General features: G+C 49.2%; 13 protein-coding genes and 1 pseudogene. 2 read left to right on the forward strand and 12 right to left on the reverse strand.

The features are described 5' to 3' along the window. The 6 genes from Q7V48_06040 to Q7V48_06065 all read right to left on the reverse strand — a co-directional run. Window positions 1-186, reverse strand: a 186-nt coding sequence (locus Q7V48_06040) for an ABC transporter permease (protein MDO9210296.1), incomplete at its 3' end; no start/stop codon positions are given. A 228-nt stretch (window positions 187-414) separates the two neighbouring features. After that, on the reverse strand, window positions 415-1656 hold the full coding sequence (locus tag Q7V48_06045; GenBank protein MDO9210297.1) for a Xaa-Pro peptidase family protein: 1242 nt from the start codon (window positions 1654-1656) through the stop codon (window positions 415-417). Between the two features lie 67 nt (window positions 1657-1723). Beyond that, window positions 1724-3268, reverse strand: a complete 1545-nt coding sequence (locus tag Q7V48_06050) for an ABC transporter substrate-binding protein (protein MDO9210298.1) — start codon at window positions 3266-3268, stop codon at window positions 1724-1726. 25 nt (window positions 3269-3293) lie between these two features. After that, the gene (locus tag Q7V48_06055; protein MDO9210299.1) at window positions 3294-4154 is read right to left on the reverse strand and encodes a FadR/GntR family transcriptional regulator; all 861 of its coding nucleotides are present in this window, start codon (window positions 4152-4154) and stop codon (window positions 3294-3296) included. A gap of 226 nt (window positions 4155-4380) precedes the next feature. Continuing rightward, window positions 4381-5403, reverse strand: coding sequence for an alcohol dehydrogenase catalytic domain-containing protein (locus Q7V48_06060; GenBank protein MDO9210300.1), 1023 nt, complete (start codon window positions 5401-5403; stop codon window positions 4381-4383). Between the two features lie 93 nt (window positions 5404-5496). After that, window positions 5497-6498 carry a fumarylacetoacetate hydrolase family protein gene (locus Q7V48_06065; protein ID MDO9210301.1) on the reverse strand — a complete coding sequence of 334 codons (1002 nt, stop codon included), beginning with the start codon at window positions 6496-6498 and terminating at the stop codon, window positions 5497-5499. Between the two features lie 371 nt (window positions 6499-6869). Between Q7V48_06065 and Q7V48_06070 the strand changes: the two genes are divergently transcribed. Both Q7V48_06070 and Q7V48_06075 read left to right on the forward strand, forming a co-directional pair. Further along, window positions 6870-7370: a DUF1841 family protein gene (locus Q7V48_06070; protein ID MDO9210302.1), complete on the forward strand. Its 501-nt coding sequence runs from the start codon at window positions 6870-6872 to the stop codon at window positions 7368-7370. 131 nt (window positions 7371-7501) lie between these two features. Then, a complete protein-coding gene (locus Q7V48_06075; protein MDO9210303.1) occupies window positions 7502-8494 on the forward strand; it encodes an aldo/keto reductase in 993 nt (330 codons plus the stop codon). A 72-nt stretch (window positions 8495-8566) separates the two neighbouring features. Here Q7V48_06075 and Q7V48_06080 read toward each other — a convergent pair whose 3' ends face one another. The 6 genes and pseudogenes from Q7V48_06080 to Q7V48_06105 all read right to left on the reverse strand — a co-directional run. Next, a complete protein-coding gene (locus tag Q7V48_06080; protein MDO9210304.1) occupies window positions 8567-9451 on the reverse strand; it encodes a PAC2 family protein in 885 nt (294 codons plus the stop codon). 441 nt (window positions 9452-9892) lie between these two features. Then, window positions 9893-10684 (reverse strand): ATP-binding cassette domain-containing protein, encoded by a 792-nt coding sequence (locus Q7V48_06085; GenBank protein MDO9210305.1) that lies wholly within the window; start codon window positions 10682-10684, stop codon window positions 9893-9895. Between the two features lie 107 nt (window positions 10685-10791). Then, window positions 10792-10905, reverse strand: a pseudogene (locus Q7V48_06090) (DUF86 domain-containing protein). Window positions 10906-11022: 117 nt separating this feature from the next. Continuing rightward, a complete protein-coding gene (locus Q7V48_06095; protein ID MDO9210306.1) occupies window positions 11023-11496 on the reverse strand; it encodes a DUF664 domain-containing protein in 474 nt (157 codons plus the stop codon). A 95-nt stretch (window positions 11497-11591) separates the two neighbouring features. Continuing rightward, window positions 11592-11975 carry a DUF1016 N-terminal domain-containing protein gene (locus tag Q7V48_06100; protein ID MDO9210307.1) on the reverse strand — a complete coding sequence of 128 codons (384 nt, stop codon included), beginning with the start codon at window positions 11973-11975 and terminating at the stop codon, window positions 11592-11594. 181 nt (window positions 11976-12156) lie between these two features. Continuing rightward, window positions 12157-13257, reverse strand: a 1101-nt coding sequence (locus tag Q7V48_06105; GenBank protein MDO9210308.1) for a DUF3387 domain-containing protein, incomplete at its 5' end; no start/stop codon positions are given.

Below are 13257 nucleotides of genomic sequence, written 5' to 3' on the forward strand. Positions count from 1 at the left end.
GACCGGCAGCGGCTCATTCAAACCAAAGCGATCCCGGATCGAATTGAGTTCGGCTTCGTCAGCCCCGGGGGAGGCGATCATGAACGCAGGATCAGGTCCGATCCTGGTGGCCAAAAAAATCATCAAGGATACAATCCCTACAACGATAATCCCAAAAATAAAACGTCTAATTATGTATCTCTTCATTATTTATAGGGTCTCCACGGAGACGATTCCTGGAATTTCCACCTTCACTTAGGCTCTTCGCCGGTAAATGGCTCGACCCCTTGCCTCAGGGTGGCGATGTCCACTTCACCCCCTTGCGCAGCTTAAACTCATAGACCCTGGAATCCGGGCTCACCATATATGATTCAGCCAAGCTGGGGGCAAAGATGCCTTCCGGCATGGCTTTCAGTAAGGCATCGTTTTCCCTAACTAGCGCACACAGCATGGCCCCAAACAACTACTCTGGCCTAACATTTTTTGGCAAAAGGGCGTTTTGTTCAGCACCTCATTACCATGCTCGGTGATGAGAATGTTATTTTCTAATCTGACGCCACCGCCTCCGGGTATCCCGGGTACGGTAATCGTAGGTTCCAGGGAAAATATCATCCCCGGCTTGAGCTCAAAAACTTTCTCTCCGGTCGCAGCCAGCTCGCCGATCAAAGGCGCGGTCAGTCCGGATATGCCGATACTGTGGCCCAGGAGACCATGGAAGCCATGTTCTTCAAAGCCATGCTTTTTAATGACCCCGCGGGCGGATCGGTTTACCTGCTCGTTAGTCACACCCGGCTTCATGGTTTCCTCCAGGTTCCGCATCGTTTCATAAACTGCGGTGTAAATCTTTCTCTGCTGCTCATTGGGCTGACCGAAGCATACGGTTCTGGTGAAGTCGGAAAAATATCCGTTGAAACATCCACCGAGGTCCATAAAAACTAAGTCTCCTCTGTGGATGGGTTTATCGGAGGCAAAGCGGTGGAGGGGAGCTGTGTTTTCCCCCGAGGCCACAATCAGGCTGCACTGCGGCACTTCCATGCCGAAAGAATAAAGGGTGTGCATCGCAGTTGCCAGAACCTCACATTCCCGCACCCCGCTGTCAATACAATGCATGGCCCTTTCCATGGCCACATCGGCCATCTGGATCGAGACGCGCATGCATTTGATTTCTTCTTCATGCTTGATAGCGGCAGCCTCTTTCACCCCTTGATCCCCATCCACAAAATCAGCCTTGGGCATAGCCTTTTCCAATTCATGGAAGATGGCGGTCGTAGCTGCATCGATCCCGATGCGCCCATTGGTAACCCCCATTTGTTGCAGGGTAGGGAGAAACTCCCGATAGACCATCGTTTTAACAATCCCTGGATCCTCCATGGTCGCGCAAGGCCGAATATTTTCCTCAGGCAGCCATTTCATGGTCTGTCGGCAACGGGCCGCATCTCCACTGGTAACATATAAGACGGGATGGCCGGTTTGGGCCATGATGGCGGTGTTCCTCGTGATGAAGGAAATGGGCCACCAGAGCGGCCGCATATTGGTCATGTAGCGGATATTTTCTGCCCGAAAACACATCAGCGCATCTAAACCATGTTCTTTCAACTTTGCCTGTAGATTCAGAGTGCGATATTTCCGCATGGCCGCAAAATCGATTCGGTCCACCCAATCTACTGCGAAATACATTACTTTTTCCTCCTTCTCGAGTTTATAGGGGAGCTTTTTAAAAAAACCGGAAAAAGTCCAACTCTCCTTAATTTACCAATTCAATGTCTTCAAATGGACACGTGAACCAAATGAGGGGCTGAATCTTATAAGGATTCCCTTTTACCCTGGGGCCAAAAGCTGCCGGAGAGCTACTTTCCGTAAGGGGAATCCACATCGTCCGTTCATAGGCCAGCTTCTGGATGCGGGTAATCAGGTCTCGGCGCACCTTCAGATCCTCCGTTTTGTTATACTGCTCCCAGTGGGCCTGCATATCCGGATAGTTTCCGTAAGAACCTCGGCCGCTAAAAAGAGTCGAAAAGCGGCCCCCGATGGTAGGGGCCGTTGGGTTATCGATAAAGGTGGTTCCCTTCATCTTTCCCCCCTCCCGGGTGGCCAATAAGGCAGGTTTATCTAAGAGTAAAGTATCCATCGAAATCCCTACGGCCTTCCAATAGTTGGCCACTTGTTCCCCCTGGGGCCAGTATCCGCCTTGATAGGGGTAAAATTTCCCCCCATGAAACCCATTGGGATATCCGGCCTCCGCCAATAATTTTTTGGCTTGCTGGGGGTCGTAAGGGTCCGCCGGGAAATGGGTCGCCAGTGGATCTCCTTCTAAACCGATGGAGCCGATGGGGCCAACCCCGGGCGCGAAGATATCGGCTAGAGTCTTCCGATCGACGGCCAGGCTGGCAGCTTTCCGAACCCGCGGGTCAGACCAGGGAGACTTGGGATCCCACTGGGCAGCCAAGTAGACCATCCAGGCCACGGGGCTTTTGGGGGTCAGGAGTCTTAAGCTGGGGCTCCTTTTCACATCTTCATAGAAAACGCCTTGCATAAGCGTAGCGATGTCCACTTCCCCCCTCTTTACCATAGCCAGGCGGGTTGCCGGCTCCGGAATGAAATAAAACTCTAATCTCTTCACGTTGGGCATTTTTCTCCAGTAACCGGGGAAAGCCTCGGCCACAAGTTTTACCCCGGGTGAATATTCCACGAACTTGTATGGGCCCGCGCCAACGGGATGCTTTTTAAACTCGGCCTCCCCCACCTTTTGCACATACTTTTTAGGCACGATCCAAGCCATGGAGGTGGCTCCGGGCAGCAGATATTCCAGGAAATCGGGAAAGGGTTCTTTAAAGCGAATCCGAACCAAGTGGGGATGAACCGCCTCCACTTTTTCAATTTTTCCTTGAATCATTTTGGCCTGGGACCCTTTGTACCTCTCCAAACTGAAGACGACATCTTCGGCGGTCAGGGGTTCTTCATTGTGAAACTTTACACCCGACCGCAACTTGAACTCATAGACCTTGGCATCTCCACTAATCGTCCAAGATTCGGCGAGGCTGGGGGTATAGAGACCCCCGGACATTGGTTTCAGCAAAGCGTCATGAAAAAGATACATGGGGAAAAAAACGGGTATGGGGAAAGTACCGGTGGCCGGGTCAAACCAGTCGGCCGACATACTCCAGTGGATGGCCTGTTTCAAAACTCCCTGTGGGGAGGCGGCTAGAGCGCCAGGATGGCCTAACCCGAGGATTCCCCCGATAAGGATAACTGCCCCTAGGACCAACCAACGTTTTTTACTCTTTTTCATTCGATTCCTCCTCCGGTTTATTAGATCATGACTTGCTCGTGTTTGATTTTTTGATTTTGATTTTCTTATGTCCCTTTAGACTCGCCAGGAGAACATTCTCCTCGAATTTCAAATGTTCTTCCATTGCTCGCCGAGACTCCCCAGAATTCCCTTGCTGCAGGGCCAGGTAGATCTTCTTATGCCCCTGGAGAGACAGCTGGGGAGAGCGGACCGCCCTGTAGGTTTCGTCCTGTCCGCGACGAATCATGTCCCAGAGGCTTTCCCAGATGAGAAAGAGAATTTCATTCTCCGTAGCTTTGGCGATTTCCTGGTGGAACCGGATTCCCGCCTGAATAAAGGCTTCCCGATTTCCTATATTCTCTTCCATTTGCTGGATACATTGATGCAAGATTTCTAAATTTGCGGGACGGGCCCGTAGGCAGGCGAGTCCGGCGCTGCCAACTTCCAGGATTTTACGCACTTCCCAAAGTTTAAGGAAATTTTCGGCCTCCATCTTCAAGCGGGACCCGATCGAGGAAACGATGGAATCGATATAAGGAAAAAAACTGAGATCCTTTACGTAGGTACCATCACCCATCCGGATCTCAATCAACCCCATCAAGCCCAGGATTCGCAAGGCTTCGCGAACCGAAGGTCTCCCTATGCAGAGTTTTTCCGCTAATTCCCGCTCCGCTGGCAGACGGTCTCCAGGTTGGTATTGATTCTCAAGGATTAAGGCCTTGATTTGATCAACGGCAATCTCGTAGAGTCGAATTTTCTGAATGGGCTTGAGCTGGGCTTCTTTTTTCATATCGGGGCCCCCGAACTCCGGAGAAAGCGCTGGAGAAAGTGGGTCTTTAAACTCTTCCTTGCCGCCATTGGTAAGCCTGTAAAATGGTCTTACCAATTACCACTCCATTTTGGCTAAAGGGAATTCTTCTTGTCAATAAAAAAATACCTACCCCCCCTTCCTTTCTGCAGACCAAGGTGAGAGATTTTAGGTAAATTAGGCCGTGGAGGCGGGAATAAGCTTCATGGCCCGAGAATCACGAGATGCTCATCAGGCCGGGGACCCTTGTGGCTCGCAAAACTTGCAGCAACACATCCTTGCGCCCTTTTTAAAAAATTTCTTCTCACGGTTTCAGGACGACTCGGCCCAGGATTTCGTTTTTCTTGAGCCGGTCATGCACTTTGTTTACCTGTTCCAGAGGAAAGGTTTCACTCACGAAGGGTTTGATTTTTTGGGTGGCTACTAAATCAATAACCTCCTGAAGCTCCTTAGGCCGGCAAGCCCGAGAACCGATTATGGCAAACTCACTACGCATGATCACCGCTGGGAAAACGGAAAAAGGCTTATCAAAACTGTACCCTACCAAAACGAGCTTCCCCCCTTTTTTCAAGAAGGTGAGGGCAGAATTGATGGTCTCATCTTTCCCCACTAAATCTAATACTGTATCGACTCCCACTCCTCTCGTCTGGGCCAAAATCGCCTCCCGGAGATTCCCCAAGGTTTCGTTAAAGGTTGCTGCAGCCCCCAAACTCCTGGCCATCTCAAGCCTTTTTTCCTCTATATCTATGGAAAAAACTCTGGCCCCCAGGACCTTGCCAATTTGAACCGCCTGTAATCCCAAACCACCGGCCCCAATGATGGCTAAGGTTTCTCCGGGTTGCAAGTGGGCCTGTTCTTTCAGGGCATGCAGGGAAGTGGCTACCGCATCGGCTAAAATGGCGGCTTCTTCAAAGGAAACGTTTGCGGGGATTTTAAAAGCATGAGTGGCCGGGGCTTTTACGTACTCCGTATAGCCACCGTCAACGTGGAAACCAATCCTCCCGCGGAGGTCTAAACATAAATTTTCCTTTCCCGCCAGGCAACTTGGGCATTGACCGCAATATAGATAGAAATAGAGACAAACCCGATCCCCTTCCTGATAATTTCGTACCTCTTTTCCCTTACCAACAACTTCACCAGCTACCTCATGGCCCAAAATCTTGGGAAGGGATATATCGGGGAAAAAACCGGAAGCGATTTTAACATCCGTATAACAAACCCCGCAGGCTCTCACTTTGATTAGAAGATCGCGATCGCCAATGGCAGGGATGGGCACATCTTCTTCCCCAAAAGGTTGACGAAATTGTCGAAGAACCATTGCTTTCATTTTTTCCCCCAGGAAAGCGCCCGGGCCAATAGTTTCTGGCCGGCGTTGATTTTGACGGCTTATTTTTTCTCATTTCATAAATCAGCTGCATTGTCAAGGGAAATCCGTCACAATGGTATTTCTAATGAACCCCAGGCTCTCGATTTTGGCTTCGACCACATCTCCTGGTTTCAACAACCAACGTTCCGGATCTGGCTGCCGGAATATAGCAACCCCCCCGGGGGTTCCAGAGGTAATTACATCTCCTGGCTCCAGAGTCATTTTAGACCAGTAGGCAATCAGGTCGGGAATCTTGAAGATCAGCTGGTTAGTGGAGGATCTTTGCCTTGGTTCCGACTCTTTATTGACCCATAGCTCCATTCCTAAATTATGGGGATCGGCAATTTCATCCTGAGTGACCAGATAAGGCCCCATAGGGCCGAAAGCATCCAGGCTTTTGGCCAGGAGGATGAGCTTCTTTTCCATTTCCTTGGCTTGAATGTCCCTGGCGCTGAGATCATTCATGATGGTATAACCAGCAACATAGTCGAAGGCCTTTTCTTTGGAAATATCTTTCCCCTTTTTCCCGATCACGATGGATAGCTCAATTTCATAGTCCAGTTGGCTGGTAGATTGAGGATAAGGGACTGGGTCATAAGGGCCGATCACCGATGAAGAGGCCTTGAGGAAGCCTACTGGTATTTCCGGAATGGGGACTTTATTTTCTGCGGCATGATCACGGAAATTCAGGCCCATGGCAATGATCTTCCCCGGCCGGGGTACAGGGGCCTTCAGAACGACTCTTGATGAAGGAAAGAATAGGGGTTCCCGGCGAAGTCCTTTCAGACCTTTCTTCTCCGTCTTTTGCCATTTTGCTATGGCCTTTATAGTGCGGCGAGCCAGGTTCATGGCCGACTTCCCATGTCTTAAAAAACCAACCATGTCGGCAGGAATGAGCTGGCCGGCCAGCAGGTAAGGATCTTTCTCTTTTTCTAACTCTTTCAGATAGAGCGCTGCAGCCGGTTGTAAATTTAATATGATATCCTCATCGAGAATAACTCCCACCATGGGTTGTCTTTCTTTGCTGCCTTTTAAACCAAAAGTTACCAATTTCATGGATTTTTCTCCTTTACCCCAACCCCTTTAGATTCTAAGGATATAATGCCAATTTCTACCTGCATTATTTACTTGGCCTTCCTAACTCCCTTTTAATGGATTTCGACCGGGACGACCACTTGCGTTATTCTGGCCATGCCGGAATGATAATCATCAAAACCCAGACTGTCAACAAAAATCCAATTATGTCCCCCGAATACACGTTTCTAAAACAGATGCGAGATTTTATTTTACCGGTTCCCCCCAAAATGTTCTAAAATAGGATTTTGTAAAGGATAAAAATTGATGAACCCAAGCATTCACAGACCAGGCAGGTTCACCTGAACCTGTAATTTTGAAAGTTCTAAGAATGAACCAAAGGATGGATGGCAATGGAAGACGAAACCAGAATAGAGTTAAAAAAGCTTTCCGGCGAACATTCCCATTTATTGTGGAAAATCGCCAAAACGGGTGATCTAAGCACGCTGTCCCCGGAAAATAAAAAGTTGGCTGAAATCATGTTGGAGCATGAAGAATATCACAATCAATTCGAGATTGCTGATCTTTTAAGCGAACACGAGTATGACGTCGATAATGAAACCAATCCTTTTCTTCATGTCACCATGCATGCCATAGCGGAGACCCAACTGGAAAACAGGGACCCCATCGAAGTTTACCAGTTTTACAACGCCATGAGAAAAAAGAAAGCTTCCCATCATGAGGCTGTGCATCTCATATGTGTGGTACTCGCCCCGTTAATTTTTAAAACGGTCCGGGAGAAAAAGGTGTTTGATTTAGAAGAATATAGATCCCAGCTCAAGAGTTATAAGCATATGAAACCGGAAAAAATATTCAGTTCACTGGAAAAACAGGAAGATTCTGTAGATGATTGAGAAGTCATTACAGATACCTGAAAGGCCATTGCTTAAGGCTTTGTAGATTACCCACTCATCCCTACGTTAAAGAGGATTTTTACACAATGTATCCAAGGATAAAGATTTGACCCTCAAGGACTCTTACTCTCATGAAGTACAACATTTTAGGCCGGACAGGCCTGCACATTTCTCAACTTGGATTCGGCTGTGGCAGTATCGGCGGCCTACTGGTTCGCGGCGACTATCCAACGATGCGGCGGGTAGTGAGCTGCGCCATCGAGCTGGGCATCAACTACTTTGACACGGCACCTCAGTATGGAAATGGACAATCCGAAGTAAATCTGGGCGCCGTCCTACGAGAGTTGAAGGCTAACGTGCTTATCGGGACCAAAGTGCGTCTGACGGGTGCGGAGATGGGCCAGATCGGGGCTGCAATCAGCCGGTCAGTTGAAGGAAGTCTGCGGCGACTGGGCCGCGCGACCATCGATCTGATCCAGTTACACAACCGCATAGGATTTCAGCGTCAGCCGGAGCAGGACCAGGACCGGGTAGGTATCCATGGCCTCGACGCAGTGATGCGAGCATTTGAGATGCTTCAACAGCAGGGCAAGATTCGGTTTTGGGGGATCACCGGATTGGGTGCGAGCGACGGGTTGCATGAGGCAGTAGCGACCGGGGGATTTCAGGCGATTCAGGTTCCGTACAATTTGCTCAACCCGTCGGCGGGTACGACTGTACCGCCGAGTTTTCCATTCCAGGATTATAGACAACTTATTGATCATGCTGCACAGAAGGAAACGGGCGTGATAGCCATTCGTATCCTGGCCGGAGGTGCACTTAGTGGTACCACGGATCGACATCCAATTGCCGCGCAGTCGGTCAATCCCATTGCGTCGGAGCAGGCATACAGCGCTGATGTTGCCAGGGTCCAGCGCTATACATTTCTGGTTGAAGATGGCGTTGTGAGTAATCTGGTCGAATCTGCTATTCGCTTTGTGGTCAGCAAGTCCGGCGTATCGACAGCATTACTGGGCATTTCAAGCCGAGACCAGCTTGAGCAGGCCGTCAAGTATGTTGAACGCGGTCCTTTGTCTGTGGATACATTGAGACACATCCGAGCGACTTGGTCCTGCCCTGAATAGCAACAGGGTGCCGCAGGGCGGCACGACGCCCAACAAGAGCGTTGAACAGATGGTGGGGGGCGGTATTTTTCTTTAGGCTTTCCCGAAATCTTTTCCGTCTGTCTCCCAAAAAAATTGTTCCATCTCGGGAGAAAGCCCTGGCATCCTCTCTCCTTCTTTTTGCGCAATGCGAATCCTATAGATGTTTTCAAGATGCGGAAGGATTTTTTGCAGTTCCGGGGTTGTCTCCACTTTCTGGTTTATTAAATTCCGTTGCCTGGCCGCCTTCTCAAAATCCTTTTTATCAATCGGGATGTCATAGAGCAAATTCAAAATTTCCATTAACCGCACCTTTCCCAGGTAATCCTCATCCACGTTAATATATTGAGGTAAAGAAACGATAAACGAGATGGCTTCCATGCCCAGCTCGGACCCTTTTTGGGCAATCAAAGAAGTAATGGTCGTTGGACCCTGGTAATTACTGGGCTGGACTCCCGCTCTCTTTAGATCTTGCTCCGCCTCCTTTCCCGTTGCTCTCCCATTGACAAGTAAAGGTTTCGTGTGCGGGACAGAATCGTACATGCTGCCTAAAAGGCAATACCTTTTTACTTTAAAGGCCTTAAAAAGCTTTAAGATGGAATCAACATAGGCTTCGGCAAGAGCATGAGGTTCAAGAAGGCGAAGAAAAAGGAGGTCGTTTCCCTTTTCCCTTTGGGCGTAGCTAAGAATGGTGTTGGGTATTTTTAACAGGCGAACATCTCTTTCAAAGTAAAGAGTGGGGCGATAGCGGGTAAAATCGAAAAAATTGCCGGGCCTGGCCAATTTGGCCAATTCCTTAGCTCCAAACTGAGCCTCTAATCCATCCAAGGTCAAGCTGCCGACGTTATTCACATCTACCCAGGGGCGAAGAGTCGCCAAAACATGTGGTTCTCTTAATTCCGGAATGGGTTCATTTAACTCAAAAGCACCAATCCTCATTTATTTTCCCCCTTTATCCTGCGTTTGGGCAATTTTGATGGCTTCGTAAAAAGTCCATCTGTCCCGCGCTTCGCGGGATTGTGCTGCATCCCCCTAAGTACGCCTCAGTCCCGCTCGGAGCGGGATTGCGCGCCTGGTCCGCCTAAGGCGGAGATCTTTTTACTTTGCCATGCCTCTGAAGATTTTTTATGAGATCATCAATTTTTTTCATCTCTTGCTTATTATAACCAAAATTACTAAAAAAATAAGCTAGAAAGATAGGGAGAAATCGGGCGTAGATTTAACCCATAGTAAGCGTTAGCATATTTCATTGAAAAATCAGAGGGTAAGATGGCTTTTGCTTTAACCTTCACTTTTCCTGTGATGGTTCTTTCGTTTGTTCGTTCAACAACTGTTGCAGACTGGGAAGGGATTTGCGGGGGGGCTATAAAATAAGAGTGGTTATTTTGCGATCGGCCAGTAGCGGCCGTTACTCCGTACGATTTTCAAAGCAACCCCGTAGAGTTCCTCGATCGTTTGAGCATTGATGATGGCTTCCGTTTTCCCGCTGGCGATCACTCGCCCCTCTTTGATGATCAACGTCTTCTTAAATAAAGGGAGGATTTCTTCAATATGGTGGGTCACGTAAACCAGACTGGGTGCTCCTTTATATCTTCCCAAATCTTGTAAAGAGGCCAGAAAGGTTTCCCGTGCTCCAGGGTCCAGGCCGGCGCAGGGTTCATCCAGGATAATAAGATAGGGTTGGGTCATGCGCGCTCTGGCGATCAAGACCTTTTGCTGTTCTCCCTGGGAAAGAAAACCAAATTTCATACCGGCCAATTCTGCGCAGCCGAGTTCATCCAAATGTTGGAGTGCGGTTTCGTAGTCCTGCTTGTTGGGGACGTCCCATTTCATCTTCACGAAGCCGATCTGGGCATATTTCCCCGAAAGGACGGTGTCCGAGACCAGTTCTTCCGCCGGGATATGCGCAGGAAGAGAAGACGTAACCCAGCCAATGCTTCGCCTCAACTCCCTCAGGTCGATGAGCGCTTTCCCTTGGCGCCGTACCTCTCCTCCCGCGTTCGGCCAGAGGTACCCGCAGACAATTTTCAGCAGGGTGGTTTTCCCTGCACCGTTCGGCCCCAGAAGGGCCCAATGTTCTCCGCGTTCCACTTTCCAGGTAACATTATCGACTATTTTTCTGCCATTGATGGCATACGTCACTTCCCAAATTTCCAGCGCCGGAACTTTCATTCTTTACTTTCCCATTTAATCCTTTTTATTTTTCCCGTCATTCAGCTATACAAACGAGCATGGCTCTTAAAAGGCCGATTCAATCTCATTCCCAAAAAAACGGGTGGTTACGCAGAATGGATAAGAATGTCTCTGAGCCCGGCGATCTTTTTCCATTCTATGCCCGGATACTTTGAACGAATTTCATCAGGTATTCTTTTAGCGGCTTCCCCGATACTTTCGGATTACGGCTTCTTCCGCACATACACAGGGCCCATACAGGCTCAGCCGCCGAAAATCATAACCTTTAACAATGTTTTGGTTTTTCTGGAGAATTTCCGCGGATCCCCAATGGAATTCTATTTCTTTCCAAACTTAGCCAGCCACAATTGACGCGTAAGTTGCATATGCCCGATATGCATGGCCCAGTGCTCGATGACGTGCAGGATTGCCCACCGGACCGTTACCATGCGGTCCCGAAATTTCCGGGTTTCCTCCAGTTGGGCAGGCGGCAAGGATGATAGAATTGAGGGTGTATCCTTTGCCGCCGTTTCCAATTTGGCTATCAGTTCCGGAAACTCCAGCCCTTTAACGATGAACTCAGCATCTCGGTCACGATGGATGGAGCGTCCTCCAATAATCTCTTTTATCCAAAAAGCCTCTGAACCAGCCAAGTGGATCGTCATGACTGCCAGTGAGTTCGTGACCAGTTCTCCCTGGCCATCAATCGGACGCCAATCCAGCGCTTCTTTCGGTAGTCCTTCCAGCAGAGTTTTAACCTGATTGCGCAGATCGTTCAAAAAGGACGAGTAAATTTCAATTTCTTTTAACATTTCTATTCCTCCTTACCCTATTGACGACTTATTATCCGCATTCTCTTAGATAAGAAATAATGATCTCTGCCAACAAGGCTTATTCTCCCAACAATTTATAAGTTACGCTGGAGATCCTCTCGCAGGTAGAAAATCTGCCGGAAATGACTCCAGCCTAATTCTTTCGACAGTGTCGAAAGAATCTCCAGATCCGGGAAAGCCTCAGTGAGACGAACCATCCGTGATAAATTAGGGGGAGAAAAGCCGTTTCCGAATTCTTCGACCAATTGTGCCGATACTGTCGGCACTATCTTTTCACCATAATCAGCCCGCTTCTCCTTCAGGAGATCCTGTCGAATCCGCTGGCCCACTTTCCAATAAAGCATTACCAAGGCAGAATTGACCGTTCGGGCCAAATCCTGGCGGGCTTCTACAATTAAACTTCGAAGATCGCCAAGAAGTTTTTCGTTTTGTCTTAAAAAACTTATGGTTTTCGCCATTTCTTACACCTCAACCCTATAAGCCTGAGATATCCCGTTGCCGAAGATTCCCATGACCTTGCCTAAAAATCGGATTGCGACCCGCTTTCTCACCTGAAAAAATCCTTGCTGGCGGAACCATAAACAACCCTATTTCTATTTTTACCCAAAGTAGACCTGGGCCTTTTTTCCGGCTGGAGATTCACACCGCCGCCGCATACACGCTTCGGCCCTCTCCGTAGTAGCTCTCAAAAACATGCTGGTAGACGTCGTTGCACTTTTGGGTGTAAATGTCTCGTGTGAAAACCTCCGGGAGTTCGTTGAGTTTGTCCATCACTGTGACCATGACGGCCGCCCGCCTCGCCTGTGTCTTCCTCCAATCCAACACAAACTTTTCCCGTTTTAACGTTTCCAGGAGTTCCCGGGCTACCTTTTTGACCTGCCGTACTTCTGCCTTTTTAAGTTTCATGTCGGGCTTTGTGATGAGGTCAAAAACCGCCAATTCTTCCTCAGACAGCCCCTCGGAAACTCCCCGTTTCTCCTCCTCCTGTAACTCCTTCACGAACTTAAGAAGCCGGTCGAAAAATTCCTCCACATTGACCGCTCCCTGGTTGTAGTCATCAATCATCCGCTGGAATTTCTCCAAGTAGTCCACCCGGGTCTTGTTCAGTCGCACCATCTTTTCCAAGGCAGAGTTGATGGCCCCCCGGAGTTTTTCGATCTCCATGTGCCTCCGTTCTTTGGCAAACTCCTTCTTGAGAGCCTTAAAGTCAATCTCGCTGAGGTCAACCAGTTTTTTCTTCCCAAAGGGGGCCACCGGCTCCCGGATGATATACCCCTTGGCTGTGATGCTCTCGTCCAACAGATCCTCTACCTTCTCCATGACCTCGGATACGTCAGCCTCGGGTTGAAGGGCCTCTATTTTCAGTTGGATGGCCCGGAACAGGGCACAGACAGGGACAAACTCATTGGCCTCGGGGTCTGGGAGTATAGCCTTGTAGATCCGGTTGACCGTGTTGGACAGGTTGATAAACCGCTTTTTGGTGGTGTCATTGATTAAGATTGCATCGACGGCCTCATCCAGTAACTTCACCCGCTCAAATCCTTTTGCATCGATGATGGGTTCCGCCTCGACACCCATTTCCGTGAGGAACTGGACAGTCTGGTCGATGGCGGTCTTCAGCATGGCGACCAGTTCCGCCTTCGCTTTGACCGGTTCTTCCCCGGGTTTTACCCCTCCGCCGGAACCCGAACCATAGATCGCCAAGGCCCTCTGAAGGTTACGAAATACCCCCACGTAGTC

Source organism: Deltaproteobacteria bacterium (assembly GCA_030654105.1).
Classification (GTDB): domain Bacteria; phylum Desulfobacterota; class SM23-61; order SM23-61; family SM23-61; genus JAHJQK01.